Genomic DNA, 16,107 nt, shown 5'->3' on the forward strand with positions numbered 1-16,107 from the left:
GTGGGTCAGAAAGCAAAATCGGCTTCGTCCATTGCCATCAGGCAGTGAGCGCCGCCCAGCAACGCCTCGCGGTGACCGCTGGCCCGAGGCAGGACCCGGCGCCAATAGAAGTCGGCGGCCTGCAGCTTGGCCTGATAAAACCCCGGTTCATTGCTGCCCGCCGCCAGGGCTGCACTGGCCCGTACGGCAGCCTGCAACCACAGGCAGCCGAGCACGACGTAGGCGGAGTACGCGAGGAAATCCACCGAGACGGCGCCGATTTCCTGGGGATCGCGCTGGCAACTTTCCACTACATTGACGCCCAGCCCGTGCCATTCCCCGAGTCGTTGCCGCGCCGCCGCCTGCATTCCCGCCAGGGCCGGATAGGCAGCGGCTGTTTCAACCTCACCGGCCAACTCGCCGATCAGTGCGCGCAACTCGGCCGCGTTATCGGCCAAAACCTTGCGCCGGATAAAATCCAGCGCCTGAATGCCATTGGTGCCCTCGTACAGCTGGGTGATGCGGCTGTCGCGCATCAACTGCTCCATACCCCACTCGCGGATATAACCGTGCCCGCCATAAATCTGCACCCCCAGGCTGGCCGCCTCCTGACCCGCGTCGGTGAAGAACGCCTTGACGATTGGAATCAGCAACGCCGCGCGCTTGCCGGCCTTTTCCCGCACCTGCTCATCACTATCGGCACGCTCCAGATCCAGTTGCCGGGCGGTGTACGCCGCAAGCAGACGGCAGCCCTCGCTCAAGGTCTTTTGCGTCAGCAACATGCGCCGCACATCGGGATGAACGATGATTGGGTCAGCCGGTTTGTCTGGCGCCACTGGCCCGCTGAGCGCACGGGACTGCAGGCGTTCACGGGCATAAGCCAGACCGCCCTGAAACGCGGCTTCGGCAATACCCAGGCCCTGCAGGCCAACCTGGAAACGCGCGTCGTTCATCATGGTAAACATGCACGCCAGGCCCTGATTGGCTTCGCCGATCAGCCAACCTCGAGCATCGTCGAAGTTCATCACGCAAGTGGCAGCGCCCTTGATGCCCATTTTGTGTTCCAGCGCGCCGCAACTCAGGCTGTTGCGCGTGCCCGGCTGCCCGTCGTCGGTGGGGATGAATTTCGGCACCAGAAACAGGCTGATGCCTTTGACGCCAGCCGGGGCATCAGGCAAACGGGCCAGGACCAGATGCACGATATTGGGCGTCAGGTCCTGATCGCCGCCGCTGATGAAAATCTTGCTGCCGCTGATCCGGTAGCTGCCGTCGGCCTCAGGTGTGGCGCGGGTGCGCAACAGGGCCAGGTCGGTGCCCGCCTGGGCTTCTGTCAGGCACATGGTGCCGGTCCATTCGCCACTGACAATCTTCTGCAAATAGGTCTGTTTGAGAAACTCGCTGCCATGCCGGTGTACCGCCAGCACTGCGCTTTCGGTCAGGCCCGAGTAGATGCGAAAGGACAGCGATGCCGCCATCAGCATCTCGTGAAAACTCGCCGACATCAGCTGCGGGAAGCCTTGGCCGCCGTATTCCACAGGGCCGGTCATGCTCGCCCAGCCGTTGGCGACGAACTGCCCATAGGCTTCACGAAAGCCATCCGGTGTGCTGACCTGCCCGTCATTGAGCCTGCAACCCTGCTCGTCGCTGTTGCGGTTAAGCGGCGCAATGACCTCAGCGGTAAAGCGCGCGGCCTCTTCCAGCACACCGTCGATGGTTTCGCGATCCAGGCCATTACCCAGACGCTCGCAGTGACCAACGATGTCGAACAGTTCGTGCAGCACGAAACGCATATCCCGCAGCGGTGCCTGATAGTTCAATTGCGTGCCTCCTTGAAATCGGCAAAGCCAAGACCATCCCTGGCCAGACGGCGAATCAGCGCGGCAGGCCGCCAGTGCTCGCCGAACAGGTTGTGCAGGCTGTCCAGACGCTCGCCTATCTGCGCCAGACCCTGGCTATCAGCCCACTGCATGGGACCACCGACCGCCTCGGGAAAACCGTAGCCGTTGAGGTAGACCAGGTCGATGTCGTGGCTGCTGTCGGCAATCTGTTCTTCGAGGATCTTCGCACCCTCATTGACCAACGCCAGCAGGCAGCGCTCGAGGATTTCCTCGCTGCCAATCTCGCGGCGACTCAAACCCAGACCCCGTGACACTTCCAGCACCAGCGCATCGACTTCAGCATCGGGCTCGGCCTGACGGCTGCCCTCAGCATAGCGGTAGTAACCTTTTTGCGACTTCTGACCATAGCGCCCCAGCTCGCACAGGGCGTTGTCGACCTGAACCAGGGGATCGTCCATGCCTGCACCGGCCAGATGCCGCGCCCGCCATTCGAGGTCGATACCCACCACGTCGTACATGCGAAACGGGCCCATGGCGAAACCGAAATGTTGCAAGGCGTCATCCACATGCTTGGGCAAAGCGCCCTCAAGCAGCATCTTGCGCGCCTCGGCCACGTAGGTCGCCAGCATGCGGTTACCGATAAAGCCCTGACAGTTGCCAGCCACCACCGTCACCTTGCCGATGCGCCGACCCAGTGCCAGTACCGTGTCCAGAACCGGCGCCGCGGTCAGCCGACCACGCACGACTTCCAGCAACTTCATGATGTGCGCCGGGCTGAAAAAATGCAGGCCCAGCACCTGCGCAGGCCGTTGCGTGACGGCGGCGATGGCATCGATATCCAGGGCCGAGGTGTTGCTGGCCAGAATGGCCTGGGGCTTGAGGGTTTTATCGAGGGTGCGAAAGATGTCCTGCTTGAGCTCAAGGTTTTCGTACACCGCCTCGATCACCAGATCAACCTCGGCCAGGGCCGGGTAATCATCCACCGCCGTTATCTGTGCCCGGAAACTTTCTGCCTCGGCCTGACTGATACGCCCCTTGAACACCTGCTGCGCCCAGGTTTCCTCGGCCATCTTCAGACCCGCCTCTACAGAGCGCGGATTGTTGTCCAGCCACAGCACCGGGATGCCTTTGCCCGCCAGGCTGATGACGATGCCTCGGCCCATGGTCCCGGCGCCAATCACGGCAACCTGCTGCACATTGAACTGCTCACTCATCGCCGGCTCCTGCATCAGGGAAGAAAGAATTGCCGCCACCCTAAGCAGAGGCCTACTATTTTTGAAATTTCATTTTCATATGCCTGGTATTTGCCATTTGAATTTAAAGAACTTCGACCTCAACCTGCTGCGGGTGCTGGACATGCTGCTGCGCGAGCAAAACGTGTCCCGGGCCGCCGAACGCCTGGCACTGAGCCAACCCACTGTGAGCAATTCACTGGCGCGCTTGCGTTCGCTGTTCGACGACCCATTACTGGTGCGAATAGGCCGACATATGCAACCCACGCCCCGGGCCCTGGCGCTGGAAGGACCAATCCGCGCAGCCCTGCAGCAGATCGAACAAACCCTCAGCGCAGGCGAAGCCTTCGATCCGCACCTGAGCCAGCAACAAATCCGCATCGCCGTCACCGACTTCGTCGAGCAGTTGTGCATGCCGCCGTTACTGGTTCGTCTGCAGGAACGAGCACCGAACCTGCGCATTGATATCGCCCATCTGGCCCCGACCCTGCCCGCCGACGCCCTGGACCGTGGCGAACTCGACATGGTTTTAGGCCGCTTCGAAGACGTGCCGGCGCGTTTCACTCGCCGCTCCTGGCACAGTGAAACCCTGCGCATCGCCCTGCGCACGGGCCATCCCCTGGCCGAAGCCGGCCTGGACCTCAACACGTTCCTGCGTTTACGGCATATCTGGGTACACGGCGGTCAGACCCGAGGCATGGTCGACCAGTGGCTGGGCAAGCAAGGGCTGACCCGACAGATCGTCTACACCACGCCCAACTACCTGCAAGCCGCCCACCTGGCCGCCTGCTCGGATTTATGCGTGGTCCTGCCGACCCAACTGGCCAATCAATTTGCCCGGCTGTTGCCGCTGCAATTGTTCGACCTGCCGTTCAATGTCGGCTCATTTCATCTGGAACTGGTGTACGTGGCGCAACGGCAGAGGGATCCGGCGCTGGCGTGGATGGTGGAACAGATTCTTGCGGTGCGACCGGACTCACCACAGGGCTGATCGACGCAGCCTGCAGCTTATCCATGGGCGCGAAGATCAACCGCCCATTTTCAGCAGGCTCTTCAGCTGATTTTCTGAATAATGCGCACGCTGTGGCAAAAACATAACGTGCAATCAGGCAGACTCGCAGGCGGGTGCAAGTGTGCCGTGCGCCCATCTGTCTGGCATTGCAAGGAATGCGTTATGGATATCGTGGTTCACAGCTATTGCCTCAAGGGCGCACGCCAGGAACCTTTGCTGCCTCCTGTCAGCGTGACACCGACTTCATCGAGCCTGACGGTCGCCGAACTCATTCGCTTGACCGTTGCCGAACAGATCGCCGCGCTGTCAGTCCGTGACTGGCTGGAACAACGGTCTGTACGCGAAGTGCTCGACCGCCAATACCTCAGCGAGCGGGACATTCTCCAGCAGGCCAGTGAAGGCGCGATAGTCATGCCTCAGGCCACCACGTCTGCAGCCCCGGATGTCAGCGCTGAGGTCGAGCGAGCCTTGCACGGCTTTGAAAGCCGCGCGTTTCGCGTTCTGCACAACGGCGTCATGCTGCACAGCCTTGATGAATCCATCGAACTGAGCGCCACCTCTCAACTCGCGTTTATCCGCCTGATGCCACTGATTGGCGGTTAATCCTCATCGTCCACGCCTTTGGAAACCATCATGCAATCACGCCGTCCTGTGCCCGAACAAGCCACACGTCTCGCTGCCCTGCGGGCATTCTGTGACAAGGTGCTGGATACCTATCCCGAATTCAGCCGATATGACCAGTTCACGCCCGACTTCTGGGACGGCATCGACCTGCTGCGCATAGCCGGTGACTGGGTCAGGCAGCATCCACAAGAAGGCGCCAGGGCGCTGGCTGACGGCCTGGTATTCCCCATCGTCTGGGACGACCTGGAGGACCTTCGCGATCAGCAGCGCTACGGCCTGCTGTATCGCCTCTGCGATGCGTGGATCAGCGCTCACCCGGATGACTACGCACTGGAGCAGATCTGCGCAAGGCTTCAACACATGCTGCTATTTGCTTTTGAGGACAGTGATTACCCACTGCCCACTGACGATGACGACCCTGGCTATTACCGCAGAAGCCCGGAGCATGCCTGGGCCTTCCCCGATGTTCAGGCGTGCATCAACCGCCTGAGCAACTATCCGCCCACCCCGGCCTGGCAGACCTTCGCCGAATGGTTGCTGGACGGCAGCTGGAACCGTGTGCAACCGCCTTCCCCGCCTGATGAAGGGCAAAGGAAAGTGGCTGATGCGTATATCTATGTGCACATGGAAATCCGCCGCATCGCCCTGGGCCTGCTGGAAGCGGGTCGGCTCGATTATCCTCGTTTTAGCCGGGCAGCCAATACCTGGGGTCGCGCCATGCTGTTTTATGCCGATGACGCCGGACTGGACAGCGATGATGTGGACCTGAGGCGCTACGCCAATGAAGAATTCACCGAGGACGATTCAAACGACGAGGATCCAGAGGCTGAGGACCTCGACCTTGACGATGAGCTATCCGACAGCGAGGTCCTCGTGACGGAAGACGCCGCGGTGGTGCCTCCCGAACTGGCGAGCTTCACCCTTCGTTATGTCGAGGAGGCCCTGGACGGGCTGCCCGATAACGCCGAAAAACTGGCAGACACCTTCCGTTCGGTAGAGGTGTATCAGACCCGCTGGTTGCTGCAGGCCCTGGCGGTCATCGAACGACTGGCCATGACACCTGATACCTTTTTCGACAATTTCGCCGACACGGCCACTGTGCTCGAGCGCTTCCTGCTGCTTCAGGCATTGCCCAAGGATCAGTCGGCAGAGCTGCTGGCGGCGCTGAGCGGCTTTTCGAGAAACACCTTGCTGACGGCCCTGCCCTATGCCGGACAAGCCAGCCGAGTGATCCTCGACGCGCTCGGCTGGAGTGATCTGCAGGCCTTCCAGCGTGAGTACCTGAACATTGCGCTCGCCCCCCGGTCCGGCTGGGGCAGCGATCTGCCCAACACACTCGACGAAACCGTGGGTGTGGTGGACCGCTACCTGCTGGACAAGGCGCTGACCGAAGCCGACCCGCAACACCTGCGTGAATACCTCGCCGCACTGGAACCGTCGCACTGGGCGTTTCCCGCCACCCGCGTGCTGCTCGACGCCTACCAGGGCATCGGCCGGGCCGCCCTGGAAAAGAAATTGACCCGCCATGCACAGGCGGCAATGCGCACCTACGGCGTATTGCCGGTCACGGATTCGCACGATGTGCGCCAGCGCTATCTGACCCTCAAGAAACTGCACAAGGAGGTGCGTAAGTACGGCGCTGAACGACAGGCCAATTCCCAGGCGGCGGTGCAGGCAGGCCTGGAAAACCTGGCGCGTGTCGCCGGCTATCCTTCGGCGATACGCCTGGAATGGGCCATGGAGTCAGAGATCGCCGAATCAGCCCAGACGGCCTGCACCATTGATGGCTATGACGTGACTCTGGTGGTCGACGGTCTGTCGCCGGTGTTACACATCCACAAAGCCGGGAAGACGCTCAAGACTGCGCCACCCGCGATTCGCAAGAGTGCTGAATTCGTCGCGCTGAAAACCCGGCAGACTCAGCTCAAGGAGCAGATCGCACGCTTCTGCCGCACCCTGGAAGCGATGATGAGCAGCGGTGAAACCTTGGCCCTGGACGAACTGAGGCCATTGTTGAATATGCCTGCGGTGCGCCTGTTGCTCGATCAACTGATCATGCAGGCTGACGACATTGCGCTGGGCTGGCTCGATACCGCAACGTTGACGGTAACCGATCATGAAGGTCGCCGACACGTTGCCGAAAAGTACCTGCGCATCGCCCACCCCTTTCACCTGTTCGCAGCCGGACAACTGTCGGCCTGGCAGCGGGAAATTGTCAGCCATCAACGTGTGCAGCCGTTCAAGCAGGCCTTTCGCGAGCTGTATTTGCTGACCCCTGCGGAGCGGGATACCGGCCTGTGGTCCAATCGGTTTGCCGGTCACCGCCTGAAAGGCAAAGTTGCCGCGCGGTTACTGCAGGTGCGCAACTGGTCCACCTCAAGCGTCGAAGACATCTATTACGAGAGTAAAGAGCACGGCATCTACGCCATGTTCAACTTCCTGGATACCGGCCATTACCTGTCAGAAACCGAACACTTTACCTTCGACACGATTGCCTTCTACCGCGACCGCAAAGCCATCCCCCTTGAGCAAGTGCCACCGCTGCTGTTTTCAGAAGTCATGCGTGATGCCGACCTGCTGGTCTCCGTGGCCCACGCAGCTGATGGCTACAGCACCAGCAACGAGACCCTGCAACGACGCGCCGAACTGGTCGGCGAGTTGATTCAAGGGTTGGGACTGCAGAACGTTAAATGTGAAGGGCATTTCCTGTACATCACCGGCCAGCGTGCGAACTACCGCATTCACCTGGGCAGCGCCGCCATCCATATCGAGCCCGGCAACTACCTGTGCATCGTGCCCGCAGGCGCCAGCCCGACAGAGTTCTACCTGCCATTCGCCGACACCGACAGGAAAATGGCCGAAGTGCTGAGCAAGATGTTTCTGCTGCAGGACGACATGAACATCACCGACAGCCAGATACTGGAGCAGATACAGTCGGGGCGTTGATGCAGACGGCTAACATCGAAACGGTTGGCCACTCAACCCGCCCTGCCCTCAGGTACACTTCGCGCTCTGCAATGAGGAAGGCGGCACGCTCGTCATGATGCACAGAATGCTGCCCGGCCTGGCGCTGTTGATCGCCCTGTTTTGCGCCACATTGTCAGGCTGCTCGCCGCCAGCGGCACCATTGCCCAACGATGCCTATATCTGGCAGCGCCAGTGGACGCCCGCACTGGTGTCTGCGGTGCAGTCCAACGCCGATATCGTCAATCAATGGCGGGTGCTGGCGGCGCAGGCCGATGCCCATGGCCAGTGGCTGAGCACGGCACCTGATTGGTCCACACTCGCAACCAGCGCTCGCCCGGTGATCGCGGTGTTGCGCATTGACGGGCAGATGGCCGATATGGACGAGTCGGCGTTGTTTGCCAAAATCAGCGCGACCCTTGAGGCGTGGCGCCAAAGCGGTGTTGCTCTGGCCGGTATCGAAATAGACCACGATTGCGCCACCGCCAGACTCCCGGCCTATGCCCTCTGGCTGAAGCGTGTGCGAGGTTTGCTGAAAAACCACGAGCGCCTGTCGATCACGGCGTTGCCAACCTGGCTGCAAAGCGGCGCAGTGGAAGCGGTCATGGAGCAGGTCGATGAAGCCATATTGCAAGTCCATGCCGTGCAGGATCCTCGTGTCGGCTTGTTCGATCCGCTGCTGGCGCAGTCATGGCTGGAGCAATTCTCCAAACGCATGCACAAGCCCTGGCAAGTGGCGTTGCCGGCTTACGGCAGCCGCGTGGCCTGGGGCCGGGACGGGCAAGTGGTGAGTATTGAAAGTGAGCGGGCGACCCTAGTGAACGGCATCGATTCCCACGAGCTCATGGCTGATCCGCAGGTCCTCGAGGATTTTGCCCGGCGCTTGAGCCGCAATCCGCCTGCCGGGCTGGCCGGCATCGTCTGGTTTCGCTTGCCGACCGCACAGGACGCCCGCGCGTGGAGCCCCGAGACCTGGCGTGCGGTCTTGACCCAGGCGCCCCTCAGCGTGCAGATCAGCGCGCAACTGCGCAACACGGCGGACCCGCAGCTGTTCGATCTGGTATTGAGCAATACCGGGGTTGGCGATGGCTCCCCGCCGAGTGTCGTCCGGATCATCGGCAACTGCGCGGTGGCAGACGGCATCAATGGCTATTTCATGCAGCGCGACGCCGCGGGTTTGTCGTTCCAGATCCGCCAGCCCGGGCTTCTCAAATCCGGTCGGCAACGCACTATTGGCTGGCTTCGTTGTGAACAAGGAAAGGAATCGCTGCATGTGGAATCGTAAAAAGGTTGCGCGGGTACTGGCTGCGACATTGTCGACCGGAGCGGTCGCGGTCATGGCCTGCGGGCCGTTCTTTCCCTTGCAACTGCTGGATGATCGCGCAGCGACCCTGGCGGCGACGCCGAGCAACTCTTTTGCCTACGAAGCCATGCATCTGCTGGCCACGAGCGATACGCTCAAGGCCGTCGAGCGCCGGAGCAATGGCTACGATGAGGCACCGGCAGTCAACCCCGATGAGCCCGACAAGGCCTCGCTGCCCGCTGCGCAATGGCTGGCGTTGCAAGCCATGCGTCAGGCGCCAGACGATGAACAGGCCTATGCCTTGGGCGCCGGACTGCCGCCAGCGTTGCGGCTCTATACCACCGGTGCCGTAGACCTCAAGGCCGCACAAGCCTGTGCGGCTGTCGATCAGACCTGTGAGCGCAGCGCCGAGGTGCTGCAGGCGCTGGCCATCGAGCGTTTTCAGGCGGTGTTGGCGCTACCTGCCGATCAAGGCGCACCCCGCGCGGTGTGGGCTGCCTATGCGTTGGGCCGTCTGTATACCGAGCGCAGTGCGTCAGCCGATGCCGATACCCAGGCCCAGGCGGCACGGGCCAGCGCTGTTACGGCTTTTAAGCAGGCGCGCAGCCTGGCGCTGGCCGGAGCACCCGATCCATGGGCAATGGCGGTGGGCAGCTATGGCGAGCAAGCCCGCCTGTACCTGACAACGCCCGGACAAGCCTGCGACTATTCCGATTTCATGAACGCCACCGCTTGCGCCAGCGCCATCGCACCGGCCGATCTCAAGCAGGCGCTGGCGCTCTATGCCGAGCAGGCAGCGCGAGGTTCCGACAGCGCGGTGCAATCGCTGCGGATCATTGCGCAATGGCTGCTGAGTGATGCCGATCAAGCCGCCAGCGTTATCGATGACCCACTCAGCCAACGGTTGCTGGTGGCTTACAGCCTTGCCTTGATGGGCGATATCGTCAACGACGACCCCTCCAGCGCCAACGATGTTTTCGCCAACTCCGAAAATACCGGGCGTCTTGGCTATGCCGACGCCGCGCAGAACTACATGGGCGTGAGCGCCAATCCAGTGCTGCAACGGCTGGTCGAGGCGATCAGCCAGCGTGGCGTGCAACCGATAGCCGGCACCGATCGCCTGGCCGCATTGGCGTACCGGCTAGGCAATTACCCACTGGCGCAAACCCTGGCCGACGGACAATCCAGCGCGCTGGCCAGTTGGGTACGGGCGAAACTGGCGCTGCGACGCGGCGACAGCAACGCCGCTGCCCAGGCCTATGCCGAAGCGGCACAAGGGTTTCCAACGCTCGATGGCAGCGTCGAACACGATGGCGTGCAACGCTTGAAGGCTGAGCAGGCCGTACTGTCACTGTCTCGCGGTGAATACGCGCAGGCCTTGCAGCAGTTCTACGTGTCCGGGTATGCCGAGGACATGTATTACGTGGCCGAACGAGTCCTGACGGTAGAAGAGCTCAAGGCCTTCGTTGATGAGCACGTCCCAGGCTCCGCGATGCCGCCCCGGCCCGTCGATTTCGCCAGCTTCAATGCCCAGCAACTCCTGGCGTGGCGCTCGCAACAAACGGAGTCGAGCTTCACCGAGGCTGATCGTCTGCGTTCGCTGCTGGCACGACGCATGGTGCGTCAGAGCCAGTTCGAACAGGCGCTGGCGTATTTCCCGGACGATCAGGATCCACGCAACACCGATGTCGACTATGTCTACTCAGACCAACAGACGTTGACCGCTAGCACACCACGGGCCTGGGCCAAACGTTATGGCGATGCGCGACACGATGCCGCGACCGCCTGGTTCGCGACCAACCGTGCCGAAGCCTGGTTCACCGCTGCCAGGCTGGCGCGCCAGCATGGCATGGAGATCATGGGATACCAGCAAGGCCCGGACTTCGCCGAGATCGGCGGCATGTATACCTACGGGACCGGGCGAGGGCCGTGGCGCTACACTCGGGAAGACAGCCCTGCCCAGCCCCGCGATACGCCGGAGCAACGCGCAGCAGCCGATCTGCCCGGGCCACTGGTGACCGCAGACGAACGCCGCCGTTACGCAACCAGCGAAGCCAGCCCTGGGCAAACCTTCCATTACCGCTACGTGGCCGTCGCCCATGCCGAAAAGGCCGCCGACGAACTGCCCCCGCGCTCCCAGGCCTTCGCGGCGGTGCTGTGCCGGGCGACCGGCTTCGTGCAAAACGATCAACCGCGTGCCAGTCAGCTTTACCAGCGCTACGTCAAAGAGGGCGCGGCAGTACCTTTCGCCGAAGACTTCGGCCGCCAGTGCGCGGAACCGGATTTTGCCGCCGCCAGACGATTCCCTGTCATACAGGCCTGGCGCACCAGCCGCTATTGGCTACACCAGCATCTATACGTGCCGGTGATTGCCCTGCTGATGGCGGGTGGGCTGATCGTCGCAGCGCGGGTAAGTCGTCGTCGGGTTAGATCTTGAATTACGCAAGGCTACGGGAGATTGGCCGGGCTATTGGGGTACAGCGGACAGCAGATAATGCAGGCGGTTTAGCGGCGCGTGGGAGAGATTGTGAAACCGATCCGATGAAACATTTTTCACGCATAGTTGCGCAAACGATACATAAGATGCGGAAACGATCCTGATTTTTCGGGGGCTGATTCCTGAATCCCAGAAACGACAAAGCCCCGAGAAATCAGGGCTTTGCGCTGTAGAAGATGGCGGAGACATAGAGATTCGAACTCTAGGACCTGTTACAGTCGGCAGTTTTCAAGACTGCTGCCTTAAACCACTCGGCCATATCTCCACTTTTGCTGCGGGCGCCATAATACCCGAATGAAACAAGCTGTCAAACTCTGCCGCTGGCGACTGGCGGCACCTCTGTTATGATCTTTGCAACTCAACATTTCAACCACCAGGAGTTTCGCCATGCGCGAACAGGATTACGCAGTTAATAACGGCGTGCAGGCCGATCAGCTAGAGGTTAGCCGCGTCCTGCGCAACACGTACAGCCTGCTGGCGCTGACCTTGGCGTTCAGCGGCGTCATGGCCTATGTTGCCCAGCAGATGCATGTGGGCTACCCGAACATTTTCGTGGTGCTGATCGGCTTCTACGGTCTGTTCTTCCTCACCAACAAATTGCGCGACTCGGGCTGGGGCCTGGTGTCGGCCTTTGCTCTGACCGGCTTCATGGGTTACCTGCTGGGCCCTATCCTCAATCGTTACCTGGGTATGCAGGGCGGTGCAGAGGTGGTCAGCTCGGCCTTCGCCATGACGGCGCTGGTATTCGGCGGTCTGTCGGCTTATGTGCTGATCAGCCGCAAGGACATGAGCTTCCTCAGCGGTTTCATCACTGTCGGCGTCTTTGTCCTGCTGGGCGCCACCCTGGCCAGCATGTTCTTTAACATCAGCGGCCTGCAGCTGGCGATCAGCGCCGGTTTCGTATTGTTCTCGTCGGCTGCGATCCTGTTCCAGACCAGCGCCATCATCCATGGCGGCGAGCGCAACTACATCATGGCGACCATCAGCCTGTATGTGTCGATCTACAACCTGTTCATCAGCCTGTTGCAGATCTTCGGCATCATGAGCCGCGACGACTAAGCCACGGCCTGGCGTCAACAAAAAGCCCGCATTGCGGGCTTTTTGCTGTCTCGAGGGCGTGAATTCTTTATCATGAGGCACGTTTCACACATAGAGCTGCCCATGAAGTTCGCCATCGCCCTTTTCTCTGCGGCCCATGCACCCTCTTCCCGCCGCGCCCTGCTATTCGCCCAGGCGGCGCTGGCGCAGGGCCACGAGATTGTCCGCCTGTTCTTTTATCAGGACGGCGTCCATAGCGCTTCGGCCAATGTTGTAACCCCGCAGGACGAACAAGATCTGTCCCTGCAGTGGCGTGAATTCGTCGCGACCCATAACCTGGACGGCGTAGTCTGTATCGCAGCAGCGTTGCGCCGGGGTGTGTTGAATGACGAAGAGGCCCAGCGCTATCAGCGCCCCGCTGCCAATCTGTCGGCGCCCTGGGAGTTATCGGGCCTGGGCCAATTGCATGATGCCGTGCAAAGCGCTGACCGATTGATCTGCTTCGGAGGGCCTTGAGCAATGGCCAAGTCCTTGTTGATTGTCAGCCGCCAGTCGCCTTGGTCCGGCACAAGCGCCCGCGAGGCGCTGGATATCGTTCTGGCTGGCGGCGCCTTCGATTTGCCGATTGGCTTGCTGTTTCTGGATGACGGCGTTTTTCAGCTGTTGGCGGAGCAAAAATCCGCCGCCGTTCAGCAGAAGGATCTGACCGCCAATCTGCAGGCCCTGACGATGTTCGGGGTCGAAGAGCTCTACGCCTGCGAGCAGAGCCTGACAGAGCGCGCAATCGCGACGACGAACCTGGACGGGGAAGGCCTTCAGCGGCTGTCGTCCGGGGAGATAGCTGCGCTCATTGACCGTTACGACCAGGTGATCACAATCTGATGTCGACCTTACATGTTCTCTCCCACTCCCCTTTTAGCGACAGCCGCCTGAACAGTTGCCTGCGCCTGCTCGGGGAACACGACGCCATTCTGCTGTGCGGCGATGCGACTTATTCTCTGACACCTGACAGCGCCCCCCTGCAAGCCCTGGAAGATCGGCTCGAAGGCCTGAAGCTGTTTGCCCTCGAGGAAGATATGCAGGTACGCAATATTCAGGCGCCCGCCTGGGCCAGCCAGGTTGATTACGCCGGCTTCGTCGATTTGACCATCCGCTTTGACAAGGTCAACAGTTGGCTATGAATGTCCTGACGCTTGATACCCGGCACATTGCCCTGGACAAGGATGGCTTCCTGCAGGACCTGAACGAATGGTCCATGGATGTGGCCCAGGCCCTGGCCGTCAGGGAAGGTATCGACCTGAGCCCGGCACATATCGAAATACTGGAACTGTTGCGCGGGTTTTACGCCGAGTTCCAGCTATCGCCGGCGACCCGCCCGCTGATCAAGTACGCCGCCTTGAAACTGGGCGTCGAGAAAGGCAACAGCATGCACCTCAATCGCCTGTTCAACGGCACTCCCGCCAAACTCGCCGCCAAGCTGGCGGGCCTGCCCAAACCGACCAATTGCATATGACCGAATACGCCCCGCTCGTTACCCAAACGCCCGCCGAACATCCTTTTGCGCAGTTCGTACGTATCCTCGGCAAGGGCAAGCAAGGCGCCCGTAATCTCACCCGCGAGGAAGCGCGTGAGGCCATGGGCATGTTGATCGAAGAAAAGGTCGAGGACACCCAACTCGGTGCCTTCCTGATGCTGCTGCGACACAAGGAAGAGAGCGCGGAAGAACTGGCGGGCTTTACCGAAGCGATCCGCGCGCGCCTGCAAACCCCGGCCCTTGCAGTTGATATCGACTGGCCGACCTATGCAGGCAAAAAGCGCCATTTGCCCTGGTACTTGCTGGCGGCAAAATGCCTGGCCCAGAACGGTGTGAAGATTTTCATGCACGGCGGTGGCGCCCATACCGCCGGGCGCCTTTACAGCGAGCAACTGCTCGGTTTGCTCGGCATTCCTTTGTGCCGCAACTGGCAATCCGTCGAGTCGGCACTGGCGCAGCACAATCTGGCGTTCATGCCCTTGGGCGACTGGGCGCCGCAACTGCAACGGATGATCGACCTGCGCAACACTCTGGGTCTGCGTTCGCCGATTCACTCTCTGGCGCGCATCATCAATCCGCTGGGCGCTCGCTGCGGCCTGCAGAGCATCTTTCACCCCGGCTATCAAGGCGTGCACCGCGATGCCAGCAGCCTGCTGGGTGATAACGCCATCGTGATCAAGGGTGATGGTGGCGAAATCGAGGTCAACCCTGACACCATCAGCCACCTCTATGGGACCAGCGCAGGACAGCCTTGGGATGAGGAGTGGCCTGCACTGTCGGAGCGTCGCCACGTCAAACCCGCCACCCTGGATCCGCAGCAACTGACTGCCCTTTGGCGCGGCGACATCGAAGACAGCTACCCGCAACTGGCACTGATTTCGACCATCGCGCTGGCCTTGCGTGGCCTCGGTATGCCCCGTGATCAGGCCTTCACACAGGCGCAGATTTACTGGGATAAACGCGACCTATCTATTTAATCGATCTTAACGCCGGACAATTTGCGCTATTCGTTCGAACCATTCTAATTAAACTGCTCTCCAATCCTTTATCCCTTATAGATTGGAGTCAGACATGGGCCTTCTCGTCGAAGGACGCTGGCATGACCAGTGGTACGAAAGCAGCAAAGATGGCGCATTCCAGCGGGAAAACGCCCAGCGTCGCAACTGGGTGACTGCTGACGGCAAACCCGGCCCAAGCGGCGAAGGTGGCTTTGTTGCCGAAGCCGGACGCTACCATTTGTATGTGTCGCTGGCGTGCCCATGGGCCCATCGCACCTTGATCATGCGCAAGCTCAAGGGTCTGGAAAGCCTGATCGATGTTTCGGTGGTCAGTTGGCTGATGCTGGAGAACGGCTGGACCTTCGATCAGGACAAAGGCTCGACCGGTGACAAACTCGACGGCCTGGAATTTCTCCACCAGCGCTACACCGCCGATGACGTCCACTACACCGGCCGCGTGACCGTGCCCGTGCTGTGGGACAAGAAGCTCAAGCGCATCGTCAGCAATGAGTCATCGGAAATCATCCGCATGTTCAACTCGGCCTTCAACGCACTGACCGGCAATCACCTGGACTTCTACCCTGCTGCCTTGCGGGCAGAGATCGACGAGCTGAACGATCGCATCTACCCGGCGGTGAATAACGGCGTGTATCGCGCAGGCTTTGCTACCGCACAGGGCGCTTATGAGCAGGCCTACGATGGCTTGTTTGCCGAACTGGATGTGCTGGAAGAACGCTTGAGCAAGAAACGCTATCTGACGGGCGAACACCTGACTGAAGCTGATATCCGCCTGTTCACCACCATCGTGCGCTTCGATGCGGTGTATTACGGCCACTTCAAGTGCAACCTGCGCCGGATCAGCGACTACCCGAACCTGCAAAACTGGCTGCGCGAGCTGTACCAGTGGCCGGGCGTTGCGCAGACCGTGGACCTGGAACATATCAAGGGCCATTACTACGCCAGCCATCGCACCATTAACCCGACCGGTATCGTGCCCAAGGGCCCGGCCCTGAGTTTCGATGCGGATCATGATCGTGCGCGCCTGAACGGCAGTGGTGTCTGGGCCTAAAGATGATGTGGCTTTTGTG

14 protein-coding genes and 1 tRNA gene are annotated in these 16,107 nt (G+C 60.9%); 12 read left to right on the forward strand and 3 right to left on the reverse strand.

The window, feature by feature from the left end; translation table 11 throughout:
* Positions 1 to 5: 5 nt before the first annotated feature.
* Positions 6 to 1,796, reverse strand: a complete 1,791-nt coding sequence (locus AC1Z24_RS21300; protein WP_483742583.1) for an acyl-CoA dehydrogenase C-terminal domain-containing protein — start codon at positions 1,794 to 1,796, stop codon at positions 6 to 8.
* Positions 1,793 to 3,031: a 3-hydroxyacyl-CoA dehydrogenase gene (locus AC1Z24_RS21305; RefSeq protein WP_483742584.1), complete on the reverse strand. Its 1,239-nt coding sequence runs from the start codon at positions 3,029 to 3,031 to the stop codon at positions 1,793 to 1,795. The genes AC1Z24_RS21300 and AC1Z24_RS21305 overlap by 4 nt, the downstream gene beginning before the upstream one ends.
* A gap of 79 nt (positions 3,032 to 3,110) precedes the next feature.
* Here AC1Z24_RS21305 and AC1Z24_RS21310 point away from each other — a divergent pair, with 79 nt between their 5' ends.
* The 5 genes from AC1Z24_RS21310 (at position 3,111) to AC1Z24_RS21330 (ending at position 11,389) form a co-directional block, all read left to right on the forward strand.
* Positions 3,111 to 4,040: a LysR family transcriptional regulator gene (locus tag AC1Z24_RS21310; RefSeq protein ID WP_483746682.1), complete on the forward strand. Its 930-nt coding sequence runs from the start codon at positions 3,111 to 3,113 to the stop codon at positions 4,038 to 4,040.
* A 183-nt stretch (positions 4,041 to 4,223) separates the two neighbouring features.
* Positions 4,224 to 4,664, forward strand: coding sequence for a hypothetical protein (locus AC1Z24_RS21315; protein ID WP_483742585.1), 441 nt, complete (start codon positions 4,224 to 4,226; stop codon positions 4,662 to 4,664).
* A gap of 30 nt (positions 4,665 to 4,694) precedes the next feature.
* Complete coding sequence (locus AC1Z24_RS21320) at positions 4,695 to 7,631, forward strand: DUF4132 domain-containing protein (RefSeq protein ID WP_483742586.1); 2,937 nt, start codon at positions 4,695 to 4,697, stop codon at positions 7,629 to 7,631.
* A gap of 94 nt (positions 7,632 to 7,725) precedes the next feature.
* Positions 7,726 to 8,934, forward strand: a complete 1,209-nt coding sequence (locus tag AC1Z24_RS21325) for a DUF3142 domain-containing protein (RefSeq protein WP_483742587.1) — start codon at positions 7,726 to 7,728, stop codon at positions 8,932 to 8,934.
* Entirely contained in the window at positions 8,921 to 11,389 is a 2,469-nt protein-coding gene (locus AC1Z24_RS21330; protein WP_483742588.1) for a hypothetical protein, read from the forward strand. The genes AC1Z24_RS21325 and AC1Z24_RS21330 overlap by 14 nt, the downstream gene beginning before the upstream one ends.
* A gap of 237 nt (positions 11,390 to 11,626) precedes the next feature.
* Here the strand turns inward: AC1Z24_RS21330 and AC1Z24_RS21335 are convergent.
* Positions 11,627 to 11,714: transfer RNA gene (locus AC1Z24_RS21335), tRNA-Ser, on the reverse strand.
* 122 nt (positions 11,715 to 11,836) lie between these two features.
* Here AC1Z24_RS21335 and AC1Z24_RS21340 point away from each other — a divergent pair.
* The 7 genes from AC1Z24_RS21340 to AC1Z24_RS21370 all read left to right on the forward strand — a co-directional run bounded on the left by AC1Z24_RS21340 (position 11,837) and on the right by AC1Z24_RS21370 (position 16,088).
* Entirely contained in the window at positions 11,837 to 12,508 is a 672-nt protein-coding gene (locus AC1Z24_RS21340) for a Bax inhibitor-1/YccA family protein (protein WP_483742589.1), read from the forward strand.
* A 102-nt stretch (positions 12,509 to 12,610) separates the two neighbouring features.
* A complete protein-coding gene (gene tusD / locus AC1Z24_RS21345) occupies positions 12,611 to 13,003 on the forward strand; it encodes a sulfurtransferase complex subunit TusD (protein WP_483742590.1) in 393 nt (130 codons plus the stop codon).
* A 3-nt stretch (positions 13,004 to 13,006) separates the two neighbouring features.
* Positions 13,007 to 13,369: a sulfurtransferase complex subunit TusC gene (tusC, locus tag AC1Z24_RS21350; protein WP_483742591.1), complete on the forward strand. Its 363-nt coding sequence runs from the start codon at positions 13,007 to 13,009 to the stop codon at positions 13,367 to 13,369.
* A complete protein-coding gene (tusB, locus tag AC1Z24_RS21355; protein ID WP_483742592.1) occupies positions 13,369 to 13,668 on the forward strand; it encodes a sulfurtransferase complex subunit TusB in 300 nt (99 codons plus the stop codon). The genes tusC and tusB overlap by 1 nt, the downstream gene beginning before the upstream one ends.
* Positions 13,665 to 14,000, forward strand: a complete 336-nt coding sequence (locus tag AC1Z24_RS21360; RefSeq protein ID WP_483742593.1) for a TusE/DsrC/DsvC family sulfur relay protein — start codon at positions 13,665 to 13,667, stop codon at positions 13,998 to 14,000. Before tusB ends, AC1Z24_RS21360 begins: the two co-directional genes overlap by 4 nt.
* Entirely contained in the window at positions 13,997 to 14,998 is a 1,002-nt protein-coding gene (locus AC1Z24_RS21365) for a glycosyl transferase family protein (protein WP_483742594.1), read from the forward strand. Before AC1Z24_RS21360 ends, AC1Z24_RS21365 begins: the two co-directional genes overlap by 4 nt.
* Positions 14,999 to 15,092: 94 nt before the next feature.
* Positions 15,093 to 16,088 carry a glutathione S-transferase family protein gene (locus AC1Z24_RS21370; RefSeq protein ID WP_483742595.1) on the forward strand — a complete coding sequence of 332 codons (996 nt, stop codon included), beginning with the start codon at positions 15,093 to 15,095 and terminating at the stop codon, positions 16,086 to 16,088.
* The last annotated feature ends 19 nt before the right edge of the window (positions 16,089 to 16,107 follow it).

It is taken from the genome of Pseudomonas sp. JL23, from assembly GCF_056933585.1.

Coding starts and splice junctions, on each gene's coding strand:
- AC1Z24_RS21340 (WP_483742589.1), top strand. CDS start 11,837: ATGCGCGAACAGGATTACGCAGTTAATAACGGCGTGCAGGCCGATCAG.
- AC1Z24_RS21370 (WP_483742595.1), top strand. CDS start 15,093: ATGGGCCTTCTCGTCGAAGGACGCTGGCATGACCAGTGGTACGAAAGC.
- tusD (WP_483742590.1), top strand. CDS start 12,611: ATGAAGTTCGCCATCGCCCTTTTCTCTGCGGCCCATGCACCCTCTTCC.
- tusB (WP_483742592.1), top strand. CDS start 13,369: ATGTCGACCTTACATGTTCTCTCCCACTCCCCTTTTAGCGACAGCCGC.
- AC1Z24_RS21325 (WP_483742587.1), top strand. CDS start 7,726: ATGATGCACAGAATGCTGCCCGGCCTGGCGCTGTTGATCGCCCTGTTT.
- AC1Z24_RS21360 (WP_483742593.1), top strand. CDS start 13,665: ATGAATGTCCTGACGCTTGATACCCGGCACATTGCCCTGGACAAGGAT.
- AC1Z24_RS21365 (WP_483742594.1), top strand. CDS start 13,997: ATGACCGAATACGCCCCGCTCGTTACCCAAACGCCCGCCGAACATCCT.
- AC1Z24_RS21305 (WP_483742584.1), bottom strand. CDS start 3,031: ATGAGTGAGCAGTTCAATGTGCAGCAGGTTGCCGTGATTGGCGCCGGG.
- AC1Z24_RS21310 (WP_483746682.1), top strand. CDS start 3,111: ATGCCTGGTATTTGCCATTTGAATTTAAAGAACTTCGACCTCAACCTG.
- AC1Z24_RS21315 (WP_483742585.1), top strand. CDS start 4,224: ATGGATATCGTGGTTCACAGCTATTGCCTCAAGGGCGCACGCCAGGAA.
- AC1Z24_RS21320 (WP_483742586.1), top strand. CDS start 4,695: ATGCAATCACGCCGTCCTGTGCCCGAACAAGCCACACGTCTCGCTGCC.
- tusC (WP_483742591.1), top strand. CDS start 13,007: ATGGCCAAGTCCTTGTTGATTGTCAGCCGCCAGTCGCCTTGGTCCGGC.
- AC1Z24_RS21330 (WP_483742588.1), top strand. CDS start 8,921: ATGTGGAATCGTAAAAAGGTTGCGCGGGTACTGGCTGCGACATTGTCG.